The 25,838-nt window shown below is 71.2% G+C and carries 23 protein-coding genes and 1 pseudogene; 13 read left to right on the top strand and 11 right to left on the bottom strand.

The genetic code is table 11. The annotated features are described in order from the left end of the window. The 8 genes and pseudogenes from LW587_RS20030 to croR all read right to left on the bottom strand — a co-directional run. Nucleotides 1-330: pseudogene (locus LW587_RS20030) on the bottom strand (hypothetical protein); the annotation flags it as partial. A 564-nt stretch (nucleotides 331-894) separates the two neighbouring features. Continuing rightward, the gene (locus LW587_RS20025) at nucleotides 895-2,103 is read right to left on the bottom strand and encodes an ABC transporter permease (RefSeq protein WP_232631353.1); all 1,209 of its coding nucleotides are present in this window, start codon (nucleotides 2,101-2,103) and stop codon (nucleotides 895-897) included. Next, nucleotides 2,100-3,068, bottom strand: a complete 969-nt coding sequence (locus LW587_RS20020) for an ABC transporter ATP-binding protein (RefSeq protein ID WP_232631352.1) — start codon at nucleotides 3,066-3,068, stop codon at nucleotides 2,100-2,102. Before LW587_RS20020 ends, LW587_RS20025 begins: the two co-directional genes overlap by 4 nt. 10 nt (nucleotides 3,069-3,078) lie before the next feature. Continuing rightward, nucleotides 3,079-3,504, bottom strand: a complete 426-nt coding sequence (locus tag LW587_RS20015; RefSeq protein WP_232631351.1) for a DUF2141 domain-containing protein — start codon at nucleotides 3,502-3,504, stop codon at nucleotides 3,079-3,081. After that, nucleotides 3,504-5,096 (bottom strand): phytoene desaturase family protein, encoded by a 1,593-nt coding sequence (crtI, locus tag LW587_RS20010; protein WP_232631350.1) that lies wholly within the window; start codon nucleotides 5,094-5,096, stop codon nucleotides 3,504-3,506. The genes LW587_RS20015 and crtI overlap by 1 nt, the downstream gene beginning before the upstream one ends. Before the next feature lie 153 nt (nucleotides 5,097-5,249). Beyond that, nucleotides 5,250-6,752 (bottom strand): helicase HerA domain-containing protein, encoded by a 1,503-nt coding sequence (locus LW587_RS20005; protein ID WP_232631349.1) that lies wholly within the window; start codon nucleotides 6,750-6,752, stop codon nucleotides 5,250-5,252. Between the two features lie 108 nt (nucleotides 6,753-6,860). Further along, the gene (locus LW587_RS20000) at nucleotides 6,861-7,673 is read right to left on the bottom strand and encodes a TrmH family RNA methyltransferase (protein WP_232631348.1); all 813 of its coding nucleotides are present in this window, start codon (nucleotides 7,671-7,673) and stop codon (nucleotides 6,861-6,863) included. A 4-nt stretch (nucleotides 7,674-7,677) separates the two neighbouring features. Then, on the bottom strand, nucleotides 7,678-8,154 hold the full coding sequence (croR, locus tag LW587_RS19995) for a 3-hydroxybutyryl-CoA dehydratase (protein WP_232631347.1): 477 nt from the start codon (nucleotides 8,152-8,154) through the stop codon (nucleotides 7,678-7,680). 191 nt (nucleotides 8,155-8,345) lie between these two features. Here croR and LW587_RS19990 point away from each other — a divergent pair, with 191 nt between their 5' ends. From LW587_RS19990 to LW587_RS19965, 6 genes are all read left to right on the top strand, one after another. Further along, complete coding sequence (locus tag LW587_RS19990; protein ID WP_232631354.1) at nucleotides 8,346-8,960, top strand: cation transporter; 615 nt, start codon at nucleotides 8,346-8,348, stop codon at nucleotides 8,958-8,960. Nucleotides 8,961-8,986: 26 nt separating this feature from the next. Continuing rightward, nucleotides 8,987-9,850 (top strand): metallophosphoesterase, encoded by an 864-nt coding sequence (locus LW587_RS19985; protein WP_232631346.1) that lies wholly within the window; start codon nucleotides 8,987-8,989, stop codon nucleotides 9,848-9,850. A 110-nt stretch (nucleotides 9,851-9,960) separates the two neighbouring features. After that, nucleotides 9,961-10,179, top strand: coding sequence for a hypothetical protein (locus LW587_RS19980; RefSeq protein WP_232631345.1), 219 nt, complete (start codon nucleotides 9,961-9,963; stop codon nucleotides 10,177-10,179). 89 nt (nucleotides 10,180-10,268) lie between these two features. Further along, the gene (locus tag LW587_RS19975) at nucleotides 10,269-11,411 is read left to right on the top strand and encodes an alpha/beta hydrolase (protein ID WP_232631344.1); all 1,143 of its coding nucleotides are present in this window, start codon (nucleotides 10,269-10,271) and stop codon (nucleotides 11,409-11,411) included. 42 nt (nucleotides 11,412-11,453) lie between these two features. Then, nucleotides 11,454-12,065 (top strand): glutathione S-transferase, encoded by a 612-nt coding sequence (locus LW587_RS19970; RefSeq protein WP_232631343.1) that lies wholly within the window; start codon nucleotides 11,454-11,456, stop codon nucleotides 12,063-12,065. Between the two features lie 70 nt (nucleotides 12,066-12,135). Further along, nucleotides 12,136-12,348, top strand: coding sequence for a hypothetical protein (locus LW587_RS19965; protein WP_232631342.1), 213 nt, complete (start codon nucleotides 12,136-12,138; stop codon nucleotides 12,346-12,348). A 171-nt stretch (nucleotides 12,349-12,519) separates the two neighbouring features. Here LW587_RS19965 and LW587_RS19960 read toward each other — a convergent pair whose 3' ends face one another. Next, on the bottom strand, nucleotides 12,520-13,698 hold the full coding sequence (locus LW587_RS19960; protein WP_232631341.1) for an amidinotransferase: 1,179 nt from the start codon (nucleotides 13,696-13,698) through the stop codon (nucleotides 12,520-12,522). A 223-nt stretch (nucleotides 13,699-13,921) separates the two neighbouring features. Here LW587_RS19960 and LW587_RS19955 point away from each other — a divergent pair, with 223 nt between their 5' ends. From LW587_RS19955 to LW587_RS19930, 6 genes are all read left to right on the top strand, one after another. Continuing rightward, nucleotides 13,922-15,148 carry an HpnL family protein gene (locus LW587_RS19955; protein WP_232631340.1) on the top strand — a complete coding sequence of 409 codons (1,227 nt, stop codon included), beginning with the start codon at nucleotides 13,922-13,924 and terminating at the stop codon, nucleotides 15,146-15,148. Beyond that, complete coding sequence (locus LW587_RS19950; RefSeq protein WP_232631339.1) at nucleotides 15,139-15,753, top strand: MlaC/ttg2D family ABC transporter substrate-binding protein; 615 nt, start codon at nucleotides 15,139-15,141, stop codon at nucleotides 15,751-15,753. The genes LW587_RS19955 and LW587_RS19950 overlap by 10 nt, the downstream gene beginning before the upstream one ends. 73 nt (nucleotides 15,754-15,826) lie before the next feature. Then, entirely contained in the window at nucleotides 15,827-17,023 is a 1,197-nt protein-coding gene (gene hpnI / locus LW587_RS19945) for a bacteriohopanetetrol glucosamine biosynthesis glycosyltransferase HpnI (protein WP_232631338.1), read from the top strand. Between the two features lie 59 nt (nucleotides 17,024-17,082). Next, entirely contained in the window at nucleotides 17,083-18,507 is a 1,425-nt protein-coding gene (gene hpnJ / locus LW587_RS19940; protein WP_232631337.1) for a hopanoid biosynthesis associated radical SAM protein HpnJ, read from the top strand. Nucleotides 18,508-18,630: 123 nt separating this feature from the next. Continuing rightward, on the top strand, nucleotides 18,631-19,473 hold the full coding sequence (gene hpnK / locus LW587_RS19935) for a hopanoid biosynthesis-associated protein HpnK (protein WP_232631336.1): 843 nt from the start codon (nucleotides 18,631-18,633) through the stop codon (nucleotides 19,471-19,473). 204 nt (nucleotides 19,474-19,677) lie between these two features. Then, a complete protein-coding gene (locus LW587_RS19930) occupies nucleotides 19,678-20,553 on the top strand; it encodes a YfdX family protein (protein ID WP_232631335.1) in 876 nt (291 codons plus the stop codon). A gap of 106 nt (nucleotides 20,554-20,659) precedes the next feature. On the opposite strand, the gene LW587_RS19925 is transcribed toward LW587_RS19930, so the two are convergent. Next, on the bottom strand, nucleotides 20,660-23,308 hold the full coding sequence (locus LW587_RS19925) for an MMPL family transporter (RefSeq protein WP_232631334.1): 2,649 nt from the start codon (nucleotides 23,306-23,308) through the stop codon (nucleotides 20,660-20,662). Between the two features lie 606 nt (nucleotides 23,309-23,914). On the opposite strand from LW587_RS19925, the gene hpnH reads away from it, so the two are divergent. Further along, nucleotides 23,915-25,081 carry an adenosyl-hopene transferase HpnH gene (hpnH, locus tag LW587_RS19920; RefSeq protein WP_232631333.1) on the top strand — a complete coding sequence of 389 codons (1,167 nt, stop codon included), beginning with the start codon at nucleotides 23,915-23,917 and terminating at the stop codon, nucleotides 25,079-25,081. On the opposite strand, the gene LW587_RS19915 is transcribed toward hpnH, so the two are convergent. After that, a complete protein-coding gene (locus LW587_RS19915) occupies nucleotides 25,031-25,738 on the bottom strand; it encodes a phosphorylase (protein ID WP_232631332.1) in 708 nt (235 codons plus the stop codon). The two genes, hpnH and LW587_RS19915, sit on opposite strands and share 51 nt — an antisense overlap. Nucleotides 25,739-25,838 lie beyond the last annotated feature (100 nt).

The raw sequence follows: 25,838 nt of genomic DNA, 5'->3' as shown, positions 1-25,838 counted from the left end.
CGGCGCGTCGCGCCAGCCCAGCAGCCGGGCCCGGGCGGCCTCGTCCGCGGCCGGGTCGTCCGGCCAGCGCAGGTCCGACAGCACCGCCCGACGCCCGGAGGCGAGGATCAGCTCGCCGCGCGGCCCCAGGCCCGCCAGGCGGTCCGCGTGGGGGGCGGACGGGCGGCAGGCTTCGTCGGCGGCGAGCGAGGGGGCCGCGGAGACGCCGCAGGCGGCGGCGAGCAGCCACAGGGCCGCTGGCGGACGGCCCGCCCTGCGGAGCGGACGCGTCGCGGGGCCGAACGGGCCGGCAAACGGATCGGCGAGGGATTCGGCCAGCGGCAGGGTCACGTCGCGCCCCTCGGCAGGAAGGTCCGGTCAAGCGCCAGGATGACACCGGAACATGGCCGCGATCGGGGCCCGGGTGGGGGGTTCACCAAATCTTCGGGCCTGCGGCGGAGAGGCCACAGTTCGAAACTGCCTTCCGACAGCAGGCGGACGCCGTGTGCCGGCCCGGGGTGGGGCTGGATGCGGGAGGTTGGCGCTGTGGCGCATCGATGCTAGATGTCGCGCCGACGTCTCCGTAGCTCAGCTGGACAGAGCACAGGTTTCCTAAACTCCAAATTGGGCGTCGCGCCGGGAAACTGCGCGGCGGATCCGCTCAAATTCGGGGAAAGCTCACGGCGCCGCGCGGCGCCCTGCCGATCCCGAGCCAAGCCCCGGCCCCCGGCCGCGGGAAGGTGTAGAGACTAGACGGGCGGCACCTAACGGCTCACGGGCCCACGGTGAAGGGATAGTCCAGGCCACGAACGCGGAAACGCGGCGGCGAAAGCCGAAGTGGCACGAAACCTGGGGTCGCAGGTTCGAGCCCTGCCGGGGACGCCATTTCCTCATTCTGCATCGCGGGCGGCGCCGTCAGCCGCGGCCGAAGCCCGTGCGCCCCACCAGCGCCAGGGCGGCGCCGAGCCCGGCCAGCGCCAGGGCGGCGAGCACGCCCCAGGCCGGCAGGGCCGAGAGCGCCCCTTCGCCGAGCGCGTTCTGATAGGCCTCGATCGCCCAGGCGTTGGGCGTGAACCAGCCCGCCTGCTGCAGCCAGGGGGGCATGAGGAAGCGGGGCACCATGCTGCCGCCGACCGCGGAGAGCAGCAGCACCCCGAAGGTCGCGGCGAGATGCGCCTGCTGGCGGGTCGCCGCGAGGGCGCAGGCGGCGAGCGCGAGGCCCGCGGCCATGGCGGAGACGAGGGCGGAGGTGACGAGCCATCCGGCCCAGTGGCCGGTCACGTCGACGCCGTGCAGGAGCGCCGCCGCCGAGAAGATCAGCCCGGCCTGGACCACGCCCTGCAGCAGCAGGAACAGGAACTTCCCGAGCACGATGACCGGAAGCCCGCCGGGTCCGGCGGCGAGGCGGTCGGCCAGGCCGCCCTCGCGCTCCTCCACGAGCGACAGCGCGCCCTGCATCGCGGCAAACAGCAGGAACACGGCGGTGATGGCGCCCGCATAGTAGCTCACCCGCTCGTTGCCGCGGCCCGAAGCCGTGGTGCGGGTTTCGACGAGGCCGGTGAAGGCGAAGGGCTCCTTCTTCGCCCGCTGCTCGGCGAAGGCCTCCGAGAGGAAGGCACGCTCCTCCGGGCCGATCTTGCCGGAGCGCTCCACGTCCGCGACGATATGCGAGAGCACGACGTCGGGCAGCGCTCCGTTCAGGGCCCGCTGGAGTTGCCCCAGGGCGATCGGGGTCGCGAGCGCCCGGGCCGGGCTCTCGATCAGGAGGATGGGCTGGCCGGCCGGCGCCGTGCCGGTCTGCGCCGCGAGGTCGCCCCGCAGGACGAGCGCCACGTCGACCTCGCCGCGCCGCACCGCGGCGACCGCGCCCTCGGCATCGCCCGCTTTCAGGCGCTCGACCCGCAGGGACGGCTCGGCTTCAAGCGCCGTGACGAGGCGCTGGGTGGTGGCCGTGCCGGCGAGGTCGGTCAGGCCGAGATGGATGCGGATGCGGTCGCCCATCGCCCCGGAGAAGATCGCGGCGAAAATCGAAAAGATCACCGTCGGCAGGACGAAGGCCATGGTGAGGGCGGCCCGGTCGCGCAGGAGCGACAGCCACATCACCCGCAAGGCCGCGGCGATCATGCGGCCTCCGCGGCGCTCGGGCCGTTCAGGGCGTCGCGGTAGAGCGTCTCGAGGCCGGGGCGGCGCACGCGGATCTCGGCGACCGGCACGCCCCCGGCCCGCAGATGCGCGAGGAGGGCCGCCCCGTCGAGCCCGCCCACCGCGCCGTGGTCGGCCCGCCACAAGCGCGGATCCGCCGTGGCCGCGGTGGAAAAGCCCGCCCGGGTCAGCGCCGCGACGGCGCGGGCGTCGGCGCCCGCATCCAGCACCGCCTCGTGCTGGGGGGGTGCCGCGGCCAGCGGGCGCATCAGATCGGCGAGCGCGCCCTCCCGGCGGATCTGGCCGTCCGCCAGGACGGCGACCCGGTCGGCGAGCCGCTCGGCTTCCGAGAAGTCGTGGGTGCAGACGATCACCGCCGCGCCCGCCGCCCGCAGGGCGGCCAGCACCGCGTGGATGGCCGCCCGGGCGTCGAGATCGACGCCCTGGGTCGGCTCGTCGAGCAGGATCAGATCGGGACCGGCGAGCAGGCTCGCGGCGATGTTGGCTCGGCGCTGGGTGCCGCCCGACAGCGTGCCGACCACGCGGTCCGCCGCCTCGCCGAGGGCGCAGCGCCCGATCACCGAGGCGACCGCCCCGGACCGCGCCGCGCGGGGCAGCCCGGCGAGCCGGGCGAACACGTCGAGGTTCTCGGCCACCGTCAGGCGGGGATAGAGCGCGATCTCCTGCGGGACGAGGCCGATCCGGGCGCGCACGGCGCGCTCGGCATGGGGATCGCCGCCGCCGACGCGGACCCGGCCGGTCTCCGGCCGCAGGCGTCCGGCCAGGAGGCGGATCAGGGTGGATTTGCCCGCGCCGTTCGGACCGAGGAGGGCGAGCACCTGGCCGGGGGCGAGGGCGAGATCGACGCCGCGCAGGACCGGCCGGCCGCGAAAGGCGAGGCTCGCCCCCTCGACCTGGACGAGGGGCGGGGGTCCGGCCCGGTTCATGACGGCCCGTTCAGCGCCGGGGCAGGGCGCGGGCGAGGCGGATCCGGAGGGAGGCCCCCGGCTCGCTCAGGGTGAAGCTCGCGGCGGCGAAGTCGGGGCGCGCCCGGCGCCCGACCGCGCCGGAGAAGCCGTAGGGCTCGAGCGGCAGGCCGAGTTCGGTGCGGCCGAGCCGCCGGTCGCCGTCGAGGTCCTGGAAGGCCGCCACCGCCCAGGTTCCGGCGGAGACCCCGGAGATGACGAAGCGCTGGGCCCCGCCCTGGGCCGGGGCATCCTGCCCCATCTGGCAGGCGGATTCGCTGAGACCGCCTCGGCACAGCGTCACGTAGATCGCGCCGGCGCCGGGCTCCGCGCCCTCCACGGTCACTTCCAGGCTCGCGGCCCGGGCCGCGCCGGACGCGAGCACGGCGAGCGCGAGGACTGTCGCGAGGGCCCGCATCAATGGGGCTCGCTTTGGGTCGCGAGCGGCGTGGTCGTGGGCAGGTCCGCCAGGATCGCGGGCGCCTTCTCGCGGGCGAGGTCCTCGATGAGGAGGCGGGCGGAGATGCGCGCGCCCTCGTAGATCACCGGCAGGCCGGAGCCCGGATGGGTGCCGCCGCCGACGAGATAGAGCCCGGGCCCGAACCGGTTATGCGGGCGGAACCACAGCATCTGCAGGAGATCGTGGGCGAGGTTGAAGGTCGCGCCCTCGTGCACGGCGAATTCGTCGCGCCAGTCGCGGGGATCGACCACGCGCTCGTAGCGGATGCGGCTCTCGATGTCGGACAGCCCCAGGAGCTTCAGCCGCTCCAGCACCAGTTGGCGGTACCGGGGGCCGACCTCCGCCCAGTCGATGCCGGATTTCAGGTTCGGCACCGGCACCAGAACGTAGAGGGCGGTGTGCCCGGGCGGTGCCATGCCGCCGTCTGTGAAGCCCGCGTGCTGGACGTAGATCGACGGCTCCATCGGCAGGATGCCGCCGGTGATCTCGTTGATGTTGCGCTCGTATTCCTTGGACAGCAGGATCGTGTGGTGGCCGAGGTTCTCGGGCATTTTCCCTTCGATGCCGAGATACAGCATGAAGGTCGAGCAGGAGAGCCGGGCCTTGGCGATCTTGGCGTCGCGCCAGCGCGGGCGGTGGCGCTCGGGCACGATCTCGCGGATCGCCTTGGCGAAATCGCCGTTCACGACCACGGCGTCGGCCTTCAGGGTCTCCCCGCCGGCGACCACCCCGCAGGCGCGCTTGCCCTCGTAGAGCACCCGCTCGACGGCGGTGTTGAGGCGGATGTCGACGCCCATGCGGCGGGCGAGCCCCGCCATCGCCTCCGAGACGGCGCCGCAGCCGCCGACCGGATGATAGACCCCGTGCTCGTATTCGAGGAACGAGAGGATCGTGAACAGGCTCGGGCAGCGGAACGGGCTCATCCCGAGATATTTGGTCTGGAACGAGAAGGCGAGGCGCACCCGCGGATCGGCGAAGTAGCGCCGCAGGTCCCGGTCGACGCTGCGGCCGGGATGCAGGTGGGGGAGGGCGGCGAGCATCGCCGGGCTCGCCATCGACAGGATGTTGTCGAAGGGTTGCTCGAGGACCGGCTTGAAATAATCGAGCTTGGTCCGGTTCTCGGAGAAGAATTTCTCCACGTTCTCGGCATCGTCCGGCGCGAGGCGGGCGATCTCGGCCTTCAGGCGCGGCACGTCGCCGGTGGCGCGGATCTGCCCCGAGACGCCGTTCTCGCCCTCGAAGACGAGGTTGTATTGCGGATCAAGGCGCTCCAGTCGGACATGGTCCTCCAGCCGCTCGCCGCAGGATTCGAAGATGTCGGCGAGGATCTGCGGATAGAGAAAGAACGTGGGGCCGATGTCGAAGCGGTAGCCGCCCGGGGCCTCGACCGTCTTGGTGCGCCCACCCACCGCGGCGTCCCGCTCGACCACGGTCACGTGGAGCCCGGCCTTGGCGAGGAGCAGGGCGGTGGCCAGGCCCCCGGGGCCGGCTCCGACGACCACCACGCGGCGCCCGGACAGCGTACGCAAACCTTCCCGCGACTGTAGCAACGCCCCCAGGCTCCCGAATCCACGACACGACTGGGGCCAATCTTGGCAGGAAGCTCCGTTGCGGCAAGGGGCGCGGATTGTCGCGTGGCGCCAAGCTTAAGGAAGCGAGGCGCCGAGCCCGGTCAGGCGGCCCGTCCCGCGGGGCCGGCGGCGTCAGCTTCGCCCGGGCCGCCGCAGGGGCACCACGGCGGCGGCCCCGATCTGCGGGCCGGTCTCGGCGTCGAGGTCGGGAATGGCGATGATCGGCGCACCGCGCAGGTCCCGGCGCATCACGATGGCGCCGCGTTCTTCCAGATAGGCGAGCATCCGCCGGGCCCGGCCGGCCGACGAGGTGCCATAGGCCTCCGCCAGCGAGGCGTCGGAAGGGCAGGGCGCGCCTTCGAGGGCCGTGCGGGCAATGAGCAGGAACAGCCCGGCGAGGTCTTCGGGCAGGGCGGCGGCCAGCGCCTGCGCCCGCTCCCAGCCTGGCCCCTCGGCGGTGGAGGCCCCCACCCCGGCCCGGGCCACCGCGAGGCGGCGCTTGAACTCCGACAGGCTCATGGCCTCGCCGCCGATGCGGCGGATGCGGCAGCGGACGGTGAAATCCTGGTAGAGAGTGGCGGGCGTGCAGGCGGCCGCGTCCGAATCCGCGAGCACGGAGGCGAGGATCTCACCCAGGGCGGCCTCGCGCTCGGCCGGATCGAGGGGCTCGGGCTCGGCGAAATCCTCGCGGACGGGCGGGCGGTAGCTCGCGAGCTGGACCAGAACGTCGGGCCCGGGGGCGCGCACCGGCTTCGGCCGGGGGGCGGGCAGGGCCCGCGCCTCCTCCTCGGGCGAGGCCGTGAGGATCAGGGCGCGGGCGGCCTCGCCCATCTCGGGCAGCGGCAGCAGGGCCGGGGCGGCGTTGCGGCTCTCGGTCAGGGTCGGGCCGATGGTGATGGAGAGCGGGCGCTTGGCGATCGCCGGGCCGAGGCCGACGAACTGGCCCCGGTTCAGGTCGCGGAACGCCTCGGCCCCGCGCCGGTCGAGACCGAGCAGGTCGGCGGCCCGCGCCATGTCGATGTCGAGGAACGTGCGCCCCATCAGGAAGTTCGAGGCCTCCGCGGCGACGTTCTTGGCGAGCTTGGCCAGCCGCTGCGTCGCGATGATGCCGGCCAGGCCGCGCTTGCGCCCGCGGCACATCAGGTTGGTCATGGCGCCGAGCGACAGACGGCGGGCCTCGTCCGAAACCTCGCCCGCGGCGGCCGGCGCGAAGAGCTGCGCCTCGTCCACGACGACGAGCATCGGGTACCAGAGCGAACGGTCGGCCTCGAACAGGCCGCCGAGGAAGGCGGCGGCCGCCCGCATCTGGTCCTCGGCGTCGAGCCCTTCGAGGGAGAGCACCACGGAGACCCGGTGCTCGCGCACGCGCGCCGCGATCCGGAGCAGTTCCGCCTCGTTGCCGTCCGCCTCGACCACGACGTGGCCGTAGCGCTCGGCCAGGGTGACGAAATCGCCCTCCGGATCGATGATCGCCTGCTGCACGAGGCCGGCGCTCTGCTCCAGCAGGCGCCGCAGCAGATGCGACTTGCCGGAGCCGGAATTGCCCTGGACGAGGAGGCGGGTGGCGAGCAGTTCGGTGAGGTCCAGCGTGCCCGGCCCGTCGCCGGCCCGTCCCAGGTCGATCTCGTAGCCCATCCGGTTCCTCGCTGGCGGCGCGGGGTTCTAACACGCCGGCCGCCGAATCGGTCGCTCGCGGAGGGCGCCCGTCCACAGGCAGGCGGGGGCTCCGGCCGGCGACAGGGCTCAGATCCCGCGCGCTTGGGCCAAGTGATGCAGGGCGATCGCCCCCGCCGTGGCGACGTTGAGGGAATCGAAGCCCGGCGCCATGGCGATGCGCACGCGGCGGGCCCGCTCCATCAGCGCGGAGGGCAGGCCCGGCCCCTCAGTGCCGAGCAGGAGCAGGGCGCGGGGAGGGGGCTCCGAGGCCTCGAGCGTCTCGGTCCCGCCCGGGGTCAGGGCCAGGGGCGTCAAAGCGTGGCGCTCGGCCAGGGCCAGGAGCGCCGCCCCGCTCTCGACTCGCGCAAAGGGCACGATCAGCGCCGCCCCCGCCGAGACGCGGATCGCCTTGCGGTAGAGCGGATCGCAGGTCGTCGCGTCGAGGAGCACCGCGTCGGCGCCGAAGGCGGCGGCGTTCCGAAAAAGGCCGCCGACATTGTCGTGGTTGGTCAGCCCGACGAGGCCGACGACGAGGGCCGGGGCGGGGGCGGGCGGGATCAGCGCGCCGGGTTCAGGCTCCGCGCCGCGCAGGCCCACCGCGAGCACGCCGCGATGGATCGGGAAACCCGCCACCGCACTCATCACCGCCTTGCCGGCACAATAGACCGGAGGGCGGTCGCCCCCTGTCGCGAACAGATCGGACAGGCCGGCGCAGCGCTCGGGGGCGAGCAGCACCGATTCCACGGCGAAGCGGGCGCGCGGCGAAAACAGCATCCGCAGCGTCACCTCGCCCTCGGCGATGAAGCGGCCCTGCCGCCCCACGAGGTCGCGCTCGCGCACGGCCCGGTAGGCCGAAAGCCGCGGGTCGTCGGGATCGTCGAGGGCGACCGGTTCGGGCAAGGCCTCAGGCCGGGCGCCCGCCGCCCATGCGCATGGCGAGGGGGTCCGATTCCTCCTTCTTGGGCACCTTCACCAGGGCCTCGCCGTCGAGGACGATCTCGTCGCCGACGGAGCAGGTGCAGGCCAGCCGGGCGCGGCGGCGCTCGGGGATCAGCTCGGCCACCGCGACCTTCACCTCGACGGTGTCGCCGATGCGCACCGGCGCGCGGAAGTTCAGGGTCTGCGAGATGTAGACCGCGCCCGGGCCCGGCAGACGGGTGCCGAGCACCGCCGAGATCAGCCCCGCCGTGTAGAGGCCGTGGGCGATGCGGGTGCCGAACGGGGTCCGGGCGGCGAAGTGCTCGGAGAGATGGATCGGGTTGCGGTCGCCGGTGATCTCGGCGAAGCCCACCACGTCGGAGGAGGAGATCTCCTTGCGCAGGATCTCGGTGAGGCCGACTTCGAGGTCCTCGAAGTAGAGCACGCGCAGTTCGGGCAACATCCTGAGGCCTCCCCGGATACGGAGCGCCGCGCGTCGAGACGCGGCAAAGCTTTCGCCTTGCACAGGCGCGGGCGCAAATCCAGGGGCCAGAAAGGCGGATTGCGCCCGCGCCCGATCAACCTCTCGACAGGAGGCGGGGCCCGGGGCAATCAACGCGCGGATCGCCCCGACGGAAACCGCCCGTGCCGCCCGTGCCGCCCCTCGCGCCCTCGTCCGCGCCTTCGCTGCGCCCGATCGTCGCCCGCGTGGCGGCGCTGAACCTCGGCTATTTCGGGATCGAGATCACGGTGGCACTCGCCATCGGCTCGGTGGCGCTCATCGCCGACAGCCTCGACTTCATGGAGGATGCGGCGATCAACCTGCTGATCCTCGCGGGCCTGGGCTGGAGTGCGCGCAACCGGGCCCGGCTCGGCACGCTGATGGCCGGCATCATCCTCGTCCCCGGGCTCGCGACGGCCTGGGCGGCCTACGAGAAGTTCTCGGATTTCGCCGCCCCCGCCCCGGTGCCGCTGACGCTCACGGGCCTCGGCGCGCTGGGGGTCAACCTCGCCTGCGCCCTGATGCTGGCGCGCCATCGCGACGGCCATGGCAGCCTGACCCGAGCCGCCTATCTCTCGGCCCGCAACGACGTCGCCGCCAACGTCGCGATCATCGTCGCCGGGCTCGCCACCGCCGCGACCCTCTCCCCCTGGCCCGATCTCGTCGCGGCGCTCGGCATCGCCGTGCTCAACGCCGATTCGGCCTTCGACATCCTCAAGGCCGCCCGCCGCGAACGGCAGGCCGCGGCCGCCGAGGCGCAGGCCTGACCCCCTTCCCGGGAACGGATCGATTCGTGCTGCGCCTCTTCCCCCTGTCCGACCTGCATCTCGAACGGCGCCGGCCCGAGGCGATCCCGGCGCCGTCCCACCCCTTCGACGTGCTCGTCTGCGCGGGCGACCTGCACGAGGGCCATCCCGAGAAGGGGCTCGACGCCCTGATCGGGCTCGCCGGAGGCCGGCCGATCGTGCTGGTGCCGGGCAACCACGAGCATTACGCACCGGCCGGCGACGGGCGCACGGCGCCCGAGCTCCTCGCGGCGCTCGCCAGCGCGGTCGCCCGGCGGAACCGGGAAGGCGCCCGCATCCACCTGCTCCAGGGGGGCCAACTCCAGGGGGGGCAGGCGGCGGTCATCGACGGCGTGCGCTTCGTCGGCACCACCCTGTGGAGCGACTGGTCGCTCGCGGGGCGCTGGCTCGACGCGGACGCGCCCGACCGGCCGGCCGACCCGGTCGCCTACGCCGCCGCGCGGATGACCGACCCGGTCACCGGATCGCGGGAATATCGCGGATCGATCCGCCGGGCCGACCAGTCCCCCTGGTCGCCCGCCGACGCCATGGCGGCGCATGCGGCGGAGAAGGCGGCCCTCCGCGAGGCGCTGGCCCAGCCCTATGCCGGCCCGACGGTGGCGGTGACGCACCATCCGCCGAGCCCGCTCGCGGCGGACGCGTTTCGCGATGCGCCCGGCGTGCCGTGGTGGGTACCGGCTTTCTACGCCACGACCGTGCTGGACGATCTCGCAGACGCGGAGCGGCCCGATCTCTGGGTCTCGGGCCATTTTCACGCCGGCCACGATCGGCGGATCGGGCGCACCCGCTGGATCGCGAATCCGGTGGAGGGGACGACCTTTCGCGCCGACCTCGTCGCCGAGGTCGGGTGACGCCGCGCGCGCGGTGCGCCCGTGATGAAACCCTCGGGCGGGGCTGCGCGTAAGGTTCCCTGGCCCGTGACGATCGGGCGCCTCGCAACGCGAAGAACCCGGAGCCCTCCGTGAGCGCCTTCATCGCCGTCGTCCTCGTCTGCGCCAACGCCGTTCCGCAGGAGGCCTGTACCGACGAGCGGGCGAGCGAGGTGCGCAAGGTCCGGGTCGCGAACGAACTCGGCTGCACCGGCGGCTGGCAGGAGATCATCGCCCGCACGGACCTGCGCGACGAGGTCGGCAAGACGAGCTACCTTAAGACGGAATGCCGGCGGGTGAAGGAGCCGTGACCCTCCGCCGTCGCCTCCGCCCGAGAATCTGCTATGGGAGGCGCTCACGGCCGCGTCTGGCCGACCCGATCGTGCCGTTCGAGAGAGTGATGCGCCTGAAGTCCGGTCCCGGCCTCGCCGTCTTGGGCGTGATCGCCGCCCTCGCCGCCGCCGAGCCCGCGCGCGCCGCCACGCCGCCCACCCAACCGGCCGAAGGCCCGGGCGGCGTCGGCGACAAGGCGGCCACGATCGTCAAGCGCGCGGTCGGCCGGGCGAGCGCGGCCACCTACGTCTTCCACAAGGCCGGCCCGGCGCCCAGCGGCGGGCGTCCTGTCGCGGTGGTGCTGCACGCCTGGGGCGCGCCCAACCCTCAGGCCTACGGCGCCTGGATCGACCACCTGGCCCGCAACGATTGGCTGGTGCTCCACCCCCGCTTCCAGGAGGTGAACCGCACCCGGCCCGCCGACGCGCCAGCCATCGCCGCCCGCCTCGTCAAGGCGGCTTTGGCCGACCTCGCGGCGGACGCGGACGCCAAGCCGGACACCGGCCGGATCGCCCTGATCGGCCATCTCGCCGGCGCGCCGCTGGCCGTCCACATCGCGGCGGAGGCCGCGGAGCAGGGCCTGCCCGCGCCCAAGCTCGTCTTCGCGGTGATGCCCGGCGGCATCGCCCGGGACGCCAAGTCCCGCGGCATCCCGTTGGGCGATCTCGGCGGGATCGATCCGAAGACGCTCCTCGTCACCGTGATCGGCGACCGGGACGCCCGCGCCGCCGATGCCGCCGCCCGCAAGATCCTGCGCGACGCGACCGCGGTGCCGCCCGAGCGCAAGCTGTTCGTGCGCGCGCTCTCCGACGATCACGGCTTTCCGGCCCTCACCGCCACGCTCGCCTCGCCCGCCGGGCTCGACGCGGCCTATGACGGCGGTGCCATCAAGCTGCCCCCGGAGCCCGCCGGCGAGAAGCCGCCGCCGTTCCGGTGGTCGGCCGACATGGCCCTCTCGGGCGAGCAGACCCAGCTCGTCGCCCAGATCAACAACGCCCGTGCCGACAGCCTCGACTACCTCGCCTACTGGCGCAGCTTCGACCTCGCGGCGGCGGCGGCCTTCACCGGCAAGGACGGCGCCAGCCTCAAGGCCAACCCGGCCTTCAGCGACATGCAGCGCTGGAGCGACGGATGGCCGGTCAAGCGTCTCGGCGTCGAGGTGCCGAAGGCGGCCGCCCCGGCGAAGCCGGACGCCGCCGCGCGGCGTTGAACCGATCTCTCAAGTCCTTCAACCGATCGCGTCAGAGTGCCGATGAAGCTGTTCCATTCGCACGCCTCTCCCTTCGTCCGGAAGGTCATGGTCGTCGCCCATGAGCTCGGTCTGGCCGGGCACATCGCCTTGCTGCCGAGCGCGGTCCATCCGGTGAAGCGCGACCGCTCGGTGCTGGTGCAGCACCCGCTGGCCCAGGTGCCGACGCTGATCGACGCGGAAGGAAACAGCCTCGCCGACAGCCGGGTGATCTGCGAATACCTCGACGCCCTCGCCGGCGGCGGGATGTTCCCGAAGGACGGCGCGGCGCGCTGGCGGGCGCTCAACGAGCAATCGACCGCCGACGGCCTGCTCGATGCCGCTCTGCTGATCCGCTACGAACTCACCGCACGCGCTGAATCCGAGCGCTCGGCCGCCTGGATCGAGGGACAGACCGCCAAGATCGAGAGCGCCCTAGCCTGGTTCGAGGAGCGGGCCGCAGGGTTCGGCGAGCGGGTCGATATCGGCACGGTGGCCCTGGCCTGCGCTCTCGGCTATCTCGACCTGCGCTTCTCCGACATCGCGTGGCGCGACGACGCGCCGGACCTTGCCGCATGGTTCGCGACCATCAGCGAGCGGCCCTCGATGCAGGCGACGCGACCGCCCGCCGGGTGATGCGCGGCGGACACGGCTAATCCGGCATGATCATTGCTAAGCTTTGCCGGCTTCCACCGGATGCTTCGCCATGCCCGATTTCGTCGCCGCCCTGTTCGCCTCCGCGATCTTCTGCCTCGCCGTCGTCGCCCTCAACGCGCTGACCCGTCTCGCCCTCCAGGCGCAGATCGCGCCGGACGGGCTCATGGAAGGCGGCTTCGTGCAATATGGCGGGGCGCTCGTCCTCGCCGGCTCGACCTATCGCCGGGCCGTCCGGACGCCGGTCCGCGTCGCGGCAGACTGAGCCCCCCGGAGCCTTTCGCGTCCCGTGACGCCCCGCTCCCCGCGGTCGGCGCGGGACGCGCGGCCGTCCCCGGTCGATCGGCCGCCCCTTTGAAAAAGGGCGCGCTCCGGTTCCCCGAAGCACGCCCTGATCCGTCCACGGATCGCCGCCGAGGACCGGCGGCGATCGATCCTAGAAATACGACTTCAGCACGCCGCGGCGGCGCACGTCGAGCGTGGCGCAGTGGAACGAGCCGCCGAACGGGCCGTAGGACAGGAACGGCGCCGGGATCGGATCGAAGCCCCAATCCTTGAGGGCCTTGATCAGGGTCGGCTGGCTTTGGTCGACGACGATCTTCTTCTCGTCGATGGCGAGCACGTTGATCGAGGTCCAGGGCGAGCACATCGAGATCTTGCTCATGAAGCCCTCGACGGGGTCGGGGCGCGGGGCGATCAGCACGTCCCACTTCTTGAGCACCGCGGGCAGCTTCTCGACGTCGATATAGTCGGGGTTGACCAGCACCTTGCCCGGTGCCAGCGGCATGAACGACGAATCGATATGCATCGGCTGCGGGCAGCGGCTCTCGATCTCGTGGATGCGGAAGCCGGAGCCGAGATGGCGGCGCAGCCACTCGATGCCCATCAGGTTCGTCACGTTGGAGCGGGTCACGAACAGGTCGCGGCCGCAGCGGACGAAGTCGGCGGCGTCGAAGACCGGCTCGAACTCGTTGACCGTGAACTGCATCGGCTCGCCGGCCTTCAGGTTCGGCACCCGATAGTCGTAGTTGTAGAGGTCGTCGGTGAGCTGCGGGCGCGGCGCGGACGTCCACCGGGCCCCGGCGCGGAAATATTCCTTGAAGAGCGAACGATAGGCGTCGCCCTCGAAGTAGCGCGAACGCCAGCACATCGGGCTCTCGATGATCTCGTCGCCGATGACGAGATAGGGGTCGCGCGGGCAGGCGACGCAGAAGCCGCGCGAGGTCCAGCGCGGCGCCTTGAACTTCTTCGAGAAGTCGACCGGGTCGGGACGGCGCACCTTCACGCCTTCACCGGCCAGGATGTTGATGAAGTTGTCCAGCTCCTGCTGGGCCAGCTTCTTCATGAACTTCGGATACTTCCAGCCGGAGGCGAAGCGGTAGAACGGCTGCGCCGCCCGCGGCAGGTTGAAGATCACGGTCAGGTGGTGGGTCGGGATCGTGGCGCCGTCGAGCGAACCGACGATCACCTCCTCCAGCGGGTCCCACTCGTTCCAGGCCATGACCGGGCTGCGCGGAGCGGGCTCGCGGCCCCGCCCCTCATAGCCCTCGAGGCCCCGCGTCGACGGGTCGTCGATCAGGGCGGATTCCGCCGTGATCTGCGGCTCGCGATCCATTCTCGGCTCCATAGAAGCGGCGTCTGGCGACAATCGTCGCTCGCGTCCACCGCGGGCGCCGCTTTGCTCCCCGGTGTGTCAATCGGGTGATAGACAGGGCAGAGTAAAGCTGCAACCTGCCGGGACGCTTCCTGCTGCTGCCACGCTTTCGAAGATCGGTCGCGGTGGGATTTCGACAACACAAGCCCCCTCGACGGTAGATCGCGAAGGTCGAAAGAGGCTGATGAAGCGTATCACAACATTGGCGTCGATCGCGGGACTGTGCACGGCGCTGGCGCTGCTGCTGTCCTCGGGCGTGACGGACGTGGCGACGGCCCTGGTCGGCGCGGGCTGGGGGGCGCTCGCCGTCGTGGTCGCCCGCATCGTCGCGGTGGCCTGGGCCGGCTTCGGCTGGCACGTCGTCTTCCCCCGCGGCGCGGGGCCGACGCTGCGCGACTGCATCTCGCTGCGCTTCGTGCGCGAGGGCATCAATACCCTTCTTCCCGTGGCCCAGGTCGGCGGCGACCTGATCGGCGCCCGCCTGCTGACGCGGCGCGGCACCCCCGGCGGCATGGCCGGGGCCAGCATGTTCGTCGACCTGATGACCCAGGCGCTGACCCAGCTCGTCTTCACGGTGGCGGGGCTCGCCTTGCTCGTCCACTTCACCGGCGACGGGCCGGTGGCGCGCACGGTCGCGGGCGGCGTGCTCCTCGCGGTCCCGGCGCTGGCCGCCTTCTACGTGATCCAGCGCGGCAGCGGGCACCGGCTGATCGAGGGGGCGCTCTCGCGCTTCGCCGCCGCCCGCGAGTGGCGGGCGCTCGGCGCCATCGACGTGCTCTACGACAACCTGCGCCGCCTCTACGGCAACCGTGCCCGGGTCGGCGCCGCGCTGATGATCCACCTCGTCGGCTGGATCATCGGCACCCTCGAAGTCTGGATCGCCCTCAACGCGATGGGCTACCCCATCACCTTCGTCGAGGCGCTCGTCATCGAGAGCCTCGCCCAGGCCGTGCGCGGCGCCGCCTTCGTGGTCCCCGGCGCCATCGGCGCGCAGGAGGGCGGGTTGATCGCGCTCTGTGCCCTGTTCGGCATCCCGGCCGAGGCGGCCCTCGCCCTGTCCCTCGTCAAGCGCGTGGCCGACCTCGCCGTCGGCCTGCCGAGCCTGGTCCTGTGGCACCTGATGGAGCGCCGCACGCCGGCCGGCGAGACCGATGCGGTGAGCGCGGGCCTCGGCGCCATTCGCGCCCGGCTCGGCCGCCGCGCCCGACCGGCTCCGGCGCCCGCCCCCCTGGTCGATGCTCTCGCGGGCCCACTTGCAGGCTCCTTGGCGGCTCCTCTGGCCGCCCCGCTTGGCGCACCCCTTGGCGCCCCCCTTGCCGCGCCGATGGCCACCGCCTACGGCTTCCCCGCCGGCCGCAGCGCCGTGCTCTCCCCCGACAACGAGCCTGGAGCTTTCAAGAAGTGCGCCTGAACCGCCGCACCCTTCTCGCCGCCGCCGCGGTGCTCGCCCTCGCCGGGTCCCCGCGCGCCGCGTGCGCCGCCGAGGATCCCGCCGTGGCGCCGATCACCAAGCTCTACGGGAAGTTCGAGGAGGCGCTGAAGAATGGCGCGGGCGACCTCAAGGGGCGTCTGGCCATCGTCGGCGACACCCTCGCCGAGACCTTCGACACCCCCGCCATGGTCCGCACCGCCGTCGGCCCGAAGTGGAAGTCCTTCAAGCCCGAGCAGCAGGACGCCCTGACCGAGACCTTCGGCAAGTATTTCGTCACGCTCTACGCCAACCGCCTCTCGCAGGCCGCCGGCGGCAAGTTCGAGATCAAGCCGCAGAGCGAGGCCAAGGGCCCCAACCGCGTCGTGTCCACCCATGTCACCAACAAGAGCGGTGACGAGTCGGATGTCGATTACGTCCTCGGCCCCAACAACCGGGTGCAGGACGTGCTGCTCAACGGCAATGTCAGCGAGGTCGCCGCCATGCGCGGCAGCTTCGCCGAGCCGCTCAAGGCGGGCGGGGCCGAGGGGCTGCAGAAGTTCATGCGCGAGCGCACCGAGGGCATGCTGGCCAAGGCGGCGCCCTGACGAGCGAGCCTCCGGGCTCTCCCCAAGCACCGCTCCGGCGGCCCCCAACAAACGATAAGAGCGACGCAGCGCCATGGACCTGACCGAGATGACGGCCTGGATCTCGTCGCTCTTCCTCCTGGCCGCCCTGGCGGGCTGCCTCTACGCCCTGCTCGCGGCCGTCCTCGTCGGCCGTTTCGTCGGCCGGGCCGCGCCGAGCCTCCCGGGGGAGGCCACCCGCCCCAGCGTGACGATCCTCAAGCCCCTCTGCGGGCCCGAGCCCGACCTCTACGAGAACCTGGAGAGTTTCTGCCGCCAGGATTACGCCGGCCCGGTCCAGATCGTGTTCGGTGTCCAGAGCGCCGCGGACGCGGCGATCGCGGTGGTGCACCGGCTCCAGGCAGCCCATCCGTCCTCGCGGATCGACCTCGTGATCGATGCGAGCCAGCACGGCTCGAACCGCAAGGTCTCGAACCTCATCAACATGTCCGCGCTGATCGCCCACGAGACGGTGGTGCTGGCCGACAGCGACATGTCCGTGCGGCCCGACTACCTCGAGCGGATCGTCGCCGAGCTGTCCCGGCCGGGCGTGACGGGCGTGACCTGCCTCTATCACGGGGTGCCGGCCGAGCGGGGCCTGTGCGCCCAGCTCTCGGCCCTCGCCATCGACGTGCAATTCGTGCCCAACGTCCTCGTCGGCACGAGCTTCGGGCTCGCCAATCCCTGCTTCGGCTCGACCATCGCGATGACCCGCGCGTCGCTGGAGCGGATCGGGGGCTTCCGCGCCTTCAAGGACGACCTCGCCGACGATTACATGATCGGCGAGGCCCTGCGCCGGGACGGCGGCCGGGTCGCGATTCCGAGCTTCACGATCGGCCATGCCTGCGTCGACACCGAGCTGTCCGGCCTGTGGCGGCACGAGCTGCGCTGGAACCGCACCATCCGCAACGTCGATCCGAAGGGCTATGCCGGCTCCTTCGTCACCCATGCCTTTCCGCTGGCGCTGATCGCCGCGTTGCTGCCGGGCGCCGGCACGGGCGCGCTGGCCGTCGCCGCCCTGGCGCTCGCCTGCCGCATCCTCCTGTGCCTGCGCATCGAGCGCGCCTTCGGGTTGCCCCCGCACGCCTACTGGCTGTTGCCGATTCGCGACATGCTGTCCTTCATCAACTTCACCTGGAGCTTCGTCTCGGGTGCGGTGACATGGAAAGGTCACGATTACCGTGTGGTTGCGGACGGTACGTTGATCCCGGAGCACGGCCTCGGTCGCGAGTCGCGCGCGACGTCGGTCTAAGCTTCGAATCCTTCACTGTTTGACTGCTCAATCGTCCGAGCCTTGAGGCCTTGAACCCCATGCGCACGCTTTTCCTGCAGGCCCCCACCTTCGATGGCTTCGACGGCGGCGCAGGCTCCCGTTATCAGGCCAAGCGCGAGATCAAGTCGTTCTGGTACCCGACCTGGCTGGCCCAGCCGGCCGCCCTGGTGCCGAACTCGAAGCTGATCGACGCGCCCCCGCACAACATCAAGCTCGACGAGATCGTGGCCCAGGCCAACGACTTCGACCTCGTCGTGCTCCACACCTCGGTCCCGTCCTTCAAGTCGGACGTGAAGACCGTCGAGGCCCTGAAGGCCGCCAACCCGCGCCTGATCGCCGGTCTGATCGGCGCCAAGGTCGCGGTGGATGCCGCTGGCGCCATGGCCCAGGCCCCCTGCATCGATTTCTGCGCCCGCAACGAGTTCGACTTCACCGTCAAGGAAGTCGCCGACGGCGTTCCGATGGCGGAGATCAAGGGTCTGTCCTATCGTGACGCCAACGGCGTCGTGGTCCACAACGAGGACCGCGAGATCATGACGGACATGGATCAGTTGCCGTTCGTCACGAGCGTCTACAAGCGCGACCTCGTGATGGAGAAGTACTTCATCGGCTACCTGAAGCACCCCTACATCTCGTTCTATTCCGGCCGTGGCTGCAAGAGCCGCTGCACCTTCTGCCTGTGGCCGCAGACCGTCGGCGGCCACACTTATCGGACGCGCTCGGTGGCCCACGTCATCGAAGAGATCAAGTACTGCCTCAAGGAATTCCCGCAGACCAAGGAATTCTTCTTCGACGACGACACCTTCACCGATAACCTTCCGCGCGCGGAAGAGATCGCCCGGGAACTCGGCAAGCTCGGCGTGACCTGGTCGTGCAACGCCAAGGCCAACGTGCCCCGTGAGACCTTGAAGGTTCTCAAGGAGAACGGCCTGCGCCTGCTGCTGGTCGGCTACGAGTCCGGCAACCAGAAGATCCTGAACAACATCAAGAAGGGCATGCGCGTCGAAGTCGCCGAGAAGTTCACCCAGGACTGCCACGAGCTCGGCATCGCCATCCACGGCACCTTCATCGTCGGCCTGCCCGGCGAGACCAAGGAGACGATCCAGGAGACGATCGCCTTCGCCAAGCGCATCAACCCGCACACGATCCAGGTCTCGCTGGCCGCGCCCTATCCGGGCACCTTCCTCTACAAGCAGGCGGTGGAGAACGGCTGGCTCGACGTCGAGAACGCCGAACTGGTCGACGAGAACGGCGTGCAGATCGCCCCGCTCCACTATCCGCACCTGTCGCACGGTGAGATCTTCGCTGCGGTCGAGGAATTCTACCGGAAGTTCTACTTCCGCGCCCCGAAGATCGCCTCGATCGTCAACGAGATGGTCCGCTCGCCCGACATGATGAAGCGCCGTCTGCGCGAGGGCGTCGAGTTCTGGCACTTCCTGCGGGACCGCAAGGCCGCCGCGTAACGCGACGCGACGGCATCACCGAAACGAGAGGCCGGGCCGGACGCCCGGCCTTTCGCGTTTCCGGGGCGCGGCCCTGGACCCGCGCGGGCTCGCCCTCGCGACACCCGAGACAGGGGACATTGCTTGAAGCGCTTGGTCGTCACCGCCGACGATTTCGGCCTGAGCCGCGCGGTCAACGAGGCCGTCGAGCAGGCGCATCGCGACGGCATCCTGACCGCCGCCAGCCTCATGGTCTCGGCCCCCGCCGCCGCCGACGCCGTCGAGCGGGCCAAGGCCATGCCCTCCCTGCGGGTCGGGCTCCATCTCGTTCTGGTCGAGGCGTGGCCGACCCTTCCGGCGGCCCAGCTGCCCGACCTCACCGATGCCCGCGGGCTGTTGCGGGCCGATATGGGCCGCCTCGGCTTCGATCTCGCCGCCCGGTCGGCCGCGCGGCGGCAGCTCGCCGCCGAGATCACGGCGCAGTTCGAGGCCTATCGGGCCACCGGCCTGCCGCTGGACCACGTCAACGCCCACAAGCATTTCCACGTCCACCCGCTGATCGCGGGCGCGGTTCTCACCCTGGGCGCCCGCTACGGCATGCGGGCCCTGCGCGTGCCCCGCGAGCCGCGCGACCTCCTGCGCCGGGCCGAGGCGGGCGCGCGGCCCCGCCCCGCCCTCGACATCGCCCCCTGGGCGGGCCTCCTCGCGGTGCGGGCCCGGCAGGCGGGGCTGCTGATTCCCGACCGGACCCTGGGCCTCGCCTGGTCCGGCGCGATGACGCCCGAGCGGGTGACGAGCCTTCTGCGCCAGCTGCCGGACGGTCTGACCGAACTCTACACCCATCCGGCCACCGCGGGCGGCTTCCCGGGCGAGGCGCCGGGCTACCGATACGCCGCCGAGCGCGACGCGCTCGTGGCGCCGGACGCTCGGGAGGCGGTCGCGCGGAGCGGGGCGGCGACCGGCGGCTTTTCGGATTTCCTGATCTGATCTCAAGACAGCAATGCGGCCCAGAGGACCGGCCGAAGACCGACGCTCCGGCGCCGCGTCGAGGCTATCCTTGTCATGGCCAACACATGACTGAAATGTAACGCAACATCGCCGATGGCCGGTCGTTTTTCCCGCAGAGCCAAGGCCGACGATCACATCCTTCGACCGCCGAAGCCGGATGGGCTCTCATCAGGAGATCCGGTCATGAAACGTCATTCCCTCCTCGTCAGCATCCTCGTCGCCACCACCGCCCTCGGCGGCGCGGCCTATGCCGCGGAGCAGGTCGCGACACCGTCGGCCATGGTCGGGAGCCTCACCGACAGTCCGGCGCAGAAGGCGGTGGACCGGGATGTGCTCACGCTCTCCGCCGACGGCGCCGCGGCCTTCCGCGACATGAGCGGCGCCCGGTTCGCCCTGTTCGAGGGGGACCCGGCCCGGGCGAAAGCGCTGATCGAGCGCGCCCGGACCGCCCTGGCCCGGGCGTCAGGCGACCACAGCGTCTACATGAAGGACGAGGCCGCCTTGACGCCTCTGACGGGCGCCCGCACCGCGCACAGGGCGGAGCCCGCGAAGGCGGTGGCATGGCTTCCCGTCGACGGCCAGCTGACCCTGGGCGAGGATTTCGTGCCGACGCCGAAGACGAACGCGGCCCTCGCCGAGGCGAACCACAGCCTGCAATCCGGCGACCGGAAGGGCGCCGCCGAAACGCTGCGGCTCGCCGGTCTCGACGTGAACGCGACCGTCGCGGTCCTACCCCTGGCGCAGACGAGCACGGACGTCCAGCGCGCGGCCGGCCTGATCGAACAGGGCCGATATTACGAGGCCAACCTCGCCCTGAAACAGGCTGAGGATCGGATGCGCTTCGACGTCTCCGACATTGCCCTGGTGCCCGAGATGGGTGCAGCGACGGCGCAGCGGGCCATCCCGCCGAAGTCGGCGCCTGAGCGACAGGATCAGGCCAGGACCGGCGCGCCGGGGCAAACGGGCCAAGCTCCCACGGGCAGCGCGCCCTCGGGTGCCGAGGGGAGGGCGGCGAACGCGCCGCTTCCGGACGCGGGCCCGGCCAAGACCGCCTCGTAACGAAGCGTCCGGGATGCCGGATCCGGGCCGCTGCCCCTGACCGACCGGGACGGTGGGCGATGTCCCGAAGGCCGAACGGGCCCTCGGGACATCGTGCCGTGTGGGCCTACTTCACCGCCGCCGTTTCGCGGGTGACGGTGCCCGGGGGCCGGGCCGTCGGCTCGCCGTCCGGGCGGTCCTTGCCGGGCTGAACCGGGGGCGGGCCCAGGAAGGCCGGCACCACGAAGAAGGCGGCGATCAGCGTGAAGAACAGCGACAGGGCGAGCAACTCGCCCATGCTCGCCGTGCCCGGATGGCTCGAGAGCATCAGCGACCCGAAGGCCGTGCCGGTCGTCAGCGCCGAGAAGAAGATCGCCCGGGTCAGGCTCGAGGCCAGCATGTCGACGACGCCGGCCCGCCACGCGATCACGTAGTAGATGTGGAAGGCCACGCCCACCGCGAGCATCAGCGGCAGGGCGATGATGTTGGCGAAGTTCAGCGGCATGCCGATGATCCGGAGCGTCATCAGTGTCCACAGGGTCGCGATCACCAGCGGTCCGAGGGTCATCGCCACGTCCCAGGGTTTGCGCAGGGCCACCGAGAGGATGATGAAGATCAGGACGAGGGCGGTGATGCCCGCCTGCACGAAGGCCCCGAGGATCGTGTAGCTCGACTCCGTCGTGGCCACCGGCGCGCCGGTGGCGTGAGGCGCCACCGTCTGCACCTCCTTGGCGAAGCGGCGCAGGACCTCGTCGTTGTTCGAATCGCCCTTGGGATGCACCTCGATGCGGGCGCGTCCGTCGGCGGTCACCCACTCGGCCTTGAGGGGCTTGGGCAGGTTGTCGAGGGTGATGGGCTTCGGGTCGAGCAGGCCGGCGAGGCGGCTCAGCAGGGTCTTGAGGTCGGTGGTGAGCGCCACGCTCGCCGCCTCGCGCTTCTCGGCCGGAGCCGAGGCGAGCGTCTCCAGGGTCTCGGAGAGGCGGCCGGCGGACTGGGCGCCCGCCTCGGTGCCCCCCGCCACCGTCTTGAGGGCGGCGGAGGCCTCCCGGAGCGCCTTCACGTTGTCGGCATCGGTCGGCGGGGGCGGCTTGCGGCCCGGGTTGAGCGCCGGCCCGAGCAGCTGGGCCGTCTCCTGGATGGTGGCGAGCTTCGCGTCCTGATCCCGGGGCACGAAGGTGTCGATGGAATGGACGCGCGCCACGGCCTCGAGCGCCAGCAGTCGCTTGGACAACTCCGGCACGCCGTCGACATCGGCGGCCAGGACGTCGATGGTGTTGGGGCTCGTCGCCGGGTCCTTGATGAGGTCGAGATAGGTCGCGATCGACTCCACCTTCGGGCTGCGCAGGTGCATCGGGTTGGAATCGAAGGGCAGGTGCACCAGGAGCGGAATGCCCGCCGCGGTGATCGCCCCGACGCCGATCAGCACCCATTTGCGGTGCTCGATGATCCAATGGTCGACGCCGGCCATCCAGGTCGTCTCGACCGCCTGCTTCTCGCCGCGCGGGTTGAACACCGCGATGAGGGCCGGCAGCAGGGTGAGCGAGAACAGGTAGGCGACGATCATGCCGACGCCCGCGATCAGGCCGAGCTCGGACACGCCGCGGAACTGGGTGGGCAGGAAGGCGAAGAAGCCAGCGAGCAGCGACACCGCCGCCAGCGTCAAGGACCAGCCGACCCCCCGGGCGGCGGCGCTCAGGGCCGGGGCGACGGCACCGGTCTCGTAGCGGTCGGCCCGGTAGCGCACGGCGAACTGGATGCCGAAATCGATGCCGAGGCCGACGAACAGCGCGGCGAAGGCCACCGAGATCGGGTTCAGCTCGCCGACCATGGCGAGGCCGAGGGCCGCCGTGACGACGAGTCCCGAAAAGGTCGTGATCAGAACCGCGATCACCAGCGGGCCGGAGCGCAGCGCCAGCCACAGGAACAGGATGATGGCGCCGGTGGTCAGCGAGTAATTGAGGAAGGCGTCGTCGGCGAGCGTCGCGAACTCGTCGTCGGCGACCGCCACCGGGCCGGTCAGGCGCATGCGCAGGCCGTGCTCGGCGTCGATGTTCTGCTCGGCGGCGACCTTCCGGATCAGCCGCGTCGCCTCGCGGCCCGGCTCCAGGGCGTTGTAGTCGAGCACCGGCTGGATCATCACGAACTTGCGCGTGTCCGTGACCTCGGTCTTGCCGCCGGCGAGGAGCGTCTGCCACGACATCCGCGCCCGCTGTCCGTCGAGGACCTTGCGCAGGGTGCCGTCGATCTGCGTCATCGGCTCGGCCAGTTCCTCGAGCTTGGCATCGCCGCTCTTCACGCCCTTCACGCCGAGGGTCAGCACCCGCATGACGCCGCGCAGCGACGGGTCCGCGGCGAGCGGCCCGAGCAGGCCCTGCTGCTGGACGAGGCGCTCGGTCGTCTTCTCCAGCTCCTCCTGCGACATCAGCAGGAGGCCGTTCCTGTCGAAGAAGGGGCCACCGTCGGGACGATAGACGGTCTCGATCTCGGAACGGTGGGACTTGAGGGTGTCGGCGAAACGGGCGGCCGCCTCCTCGGCGATCTCGGGCGTCTGCCCGTCGATCACCGCGACCACGAGATTCGTGCGCTGCGGGAACGCCTTCTCGAAGGCGATCTCATCCTGCCGCCAGGAGACGCTCGGATCGATCAGCCGCTCGACATCGGTGTTGATGCGGAACAGATGCGCGGCGGCGGCGACCCCGGCGACCGTGAGAACCGCCGCGGCCACCAGTACCAGCCAGCGGCGCCTGACGGAAAACGCGACGAGACGTTCGATCACGTAAAGCCCTGCCTCGCTCTTGATCCGGTTCGTCCCCGCCGCCGGAACGGTCGCGAGGGACGAGACCCGTCTCCTCCCGCACGGCGTGAGCCGCAGCGTCCTCGGCAGGCGGCGCTCGGCACCGGTCCCCATGGACCCCGGGGCGACCCCGGGGTGACGGCCCGGGCGAGCCCGGGCGGCGCAGATCGGACCGTCGGCAGCGTGCCGCCGGACTCCCGCACCATCGCGGCGCTACCTACTGGTCCGGCGTCCGGAATGCAACGCGTCGACAGATTCATCCCGTCCGACACCCGGTCCCGAGCGGGCGGTGCGGTATCGCACCGCAATCGAGCGGCGGGATGACGGAGACCTCTGCTACGGCCAAGCAGTCAAACATCCGCCGCAGAAGCGGGAAAACAGCAGCCCCTCCTTCTCCGGCGTCGGCGCGCATCGGCATCGTTCTCGCATCCGCGGGATCCCGGGGGAAACCGGCGGGCCACACTCCGGTTTTTTGCGCAGCCAGCGGCTTCGAATCAGAACGGTTCCGGCCTAGCTCGCTGGAATTCCTGTCCTTCTTTCGCTAAGCAACCCGACGAAGTCTGGGGCTAGAACACAAGGAGCCATCTCTTGGGAATCCCCATACGGTATGTCGCGAAGATCGGCGGCTACATCCTCAAGCAGCACCTCACGGGGCGGAAGCGCTACCCGCTCGTCATGATGATGGAGCCGCTGTTCCGCTGCAATCTCGCTTGCGCCGGCTGCGGAAAGATCGACTACCCCGACGAGATCCTGAACAAGCGCCTGCCCGTGGACGAGGCGCTCGAATCCGTGCGCGAGTGCGGCGCTCCCGTGGTGGTGATCGCGGGTGGCGAGCCGCTTCTCCACAAGGATCTGCCGCAGATCGTCCAGGGGATCATCGCGCAGAAGAAGTTCGCGATCGTCTGCACGAACGCGTTGCTTCTTGAGAAAAAGATCAAGGATTATAAGCCTTCGCCGTATTTCACGTGGTCGATCCACCTGGACGGCGACAAGGAGATGCACGACCAGTCGGTCTGCCAGCGCGGCGTCTACGACAAGGCCGTGGCGGCGATCGCGAAGGCCAAGGAGATGGGCTTCCGGGTCACCATCAACTGCACCTTCTTCAACAACTCGTCCTCCGACAAGATCGCCGACTTCTTCGATTCGGTGACCCGCATGGGCATCGACGGCATCACCGTCTCGCCCGGATACGCCTACGAGCGGGCGCCGGACCAGCAGCACTTCCTGAACCGCAAGGCGACCAAGGATCTGTTCCGCGGTGTGTTCCGCCACGGCAAGGAGAAGGGCCGCGAGAAGTGGACCTTCCAGCAATCGGGCCTGTTCCTCGACTTCCTGGCCGGCAACCAGACCTACCACTGCACGCCCTGGGGCAACCCGACGCGCACGGTGTTCGGCTGGCAGAAGCCCTGCTACCTCCTCGGCGAGGGCTACGCGGCGACCTTCAAGGAACTCATGGAAGAGACCGACTGGGACGCCTACGGCACCGGCAATTACGAGAAGTGCGCCGACTGCATGGTCCATTCGGGCTACGAGGCGTCCTCGGTGGTCGATTCCGTCCGCAAGCCCTGGAAGCCGCTGGTGCACGCGATCCGCGGCATCCGGACCGAGGGCGACATGGCGCCGGAGATCAGCCTCGAGGGTCAGCGCCCGGCCGAGTTCGTGTTCTCCCGCAACGTCGCCCAGAAGCTGTCCGAGATCAAAGCCTCAGGCGTCGACACCAAGCGCGAGACCCAGAAGCGCGCGAGCGCGGCCTAAACTCCGGAACGCCTCGCCCGAATCGCGGGCGAGGCGGATCAGCGCGCCGATCCCGGCCTCGCGCCGCAGGAGTGCGGCGAGCACCGCGGGCACGTCGGGATCGCCGTTGGGTTTGAGGGCGTTGGCCGCAAAGGCCGGCAGGGCCCGATCCGCGGGATCGCACACGACCCGCAGGGCCGCGAAGGGCAAACCGTGATCCGCCGCGTAAGCCGCGGCGACCTGCGATTCCATATCGACCGCCACGGCCCCGGTCCGCGCCCGCAGGGTCGCCTTGTCGCCGGGCGTCATCACCGCGGATTCGACGCCGGCGAGATCGCCGGACACCACCCGCGCCCCGAGCGGCGCGAGACGCGCGCACAAGCCCGCCGCGATGCGGTCGCAGGCCGCGAACCGGACCGGTCCGGCCTCACCCTCCGCGAGAACGGCCCGGGCCACGACGAGGTCGCCCGGACGCAGGGCCGGATCGAGCCCGCCCGCGATGCCGAAGCTCACCACCGCCCGCAGCCCACCCAAGGGCCGTGCCGCGAGCAGCGCCCGCAGCCGGTCCGGATTACCGCCGGACAGGATCACCTCGACCGCCGGGTCGGCGGCGATGCGGGCCTCGCGGGCAAGCCCGAGGACCGCGAGAACGGTGCCCTCGGCGGGGAGGGGCGGCATGGCGGGCGCCCGCGCTACTGGGAGATGCGGTAGATGGAGGCGGCGGATCCCACGGGGGCCGCGATGGTCGAGACGACGCTGAGCACCTTGGCCACCTCGG

The sequence above is a fragment of the Methylobacterium sp. Leaf118 genome (assembly GCF_920984675.1).
Classification (GTDB): Bacteria; Pseudomonadota; Alphaproteobacteria; order Rhizobiales; family Beijerinckiaceae; genus Methylobacterium.
This window is presented reverse-complemented; position numbering and strand designations above follow the sequence as displayed.

Coding starts and splice junctions, on each gene's coding strand:
- LW587_RS19975 (WP_232631344.1), top strand. CDS start 10,269: ATGCGCCTGAAGTCCGGTCCCGGCCTCGCCGTCTTGGGCGTGATCGCC.
- LW587_RS19970 (WP_232631343.1), top strand. CDS start 11,454: ATGAAGCTGTTCCATTCGCACGCCTCTCCCTTCGTCCGGAAGGTCATG.
- LW587_RS19960 (WP_232631341.1), bottom strand. CDS start 13,698: ATGGATCGCGAGCCGCAGATCACGGCGGAATCCGCCCTGATCGACGAC.
- LW587_RS19965 (WP_232631342.1), top strand. CDS start 12,136: ATGCCCGATTTCGTCGCCGCCCTGTTCGCCTCCGCGATCTTCTGCCTC.
- LW587_RS20005 (WP_232631349.1), bottom strand. CDS start 6,752: ATGGGCTACGAGATCGACCTGGGACGGGCCGGCGACGGGCCGGGCACG.
- hpnJ (WP_232631337.1), top strand. CDS start 17,083: ATGCGCACGCTTTTCCTGCAGGCCCCCACCTTCGATGGCTTCGACGGC.
- LW587_RS19915 (WP_232631332.1), bottom strand. CDS start 25,738: ATGCCGCCCCTCCCCGCCGAGGGCACCGTTCTCGCGGTCCTCGGGCTT.
- croR (WP_232631347.1), bottom strand. CDS start 8,154: ATGTTGCCCGAACTGCGCGTGCTCTACTTCGAGGACCTCGAAGTCGGC.
- LW587_RS20020 (WP_232631352.1), bottom strand. CDS start 3,068: ATGAACCGGGCCGGACCCCCGCCCCTCGTCCAGGTCGAGGGGGCGAGC.
- LW587_RS20015 (WP_232631351.1), bottom strand. CDS start 3,504: ATGCGGGCCCTCGCGACAGTCCTCGCGCTCGCCGTGCTCGCGTCCGGC.
- LW587_RS19955 (WP_232631340.1), top strand. CDS start 13,922: ATGAAGCGTATCACAACATTGGCGTCGATCGCGGGACTGTGCACGGCG.
- hpnI (WP_232631338.1), top strand. CDS start 15,827: ATGGACCTGACCGAGATGACGGCCTGGATCTCGTCGCTCTTCCTCCTG.
- LW587_RS19930 (WP_232631335.1), top strand. CDS start 19,678: ATGAAACGTCATTCCCTCCTCGTCAGCATCCTCGTCGCCACCACCGCC.
- LW587_RS20025 (WP_232631353.1), bottom strand. CDS start 2,103: ATGATCGCCGCGGCCTTGCGGGTGATGTGGCTGTCGCTCCTGCGCGAC.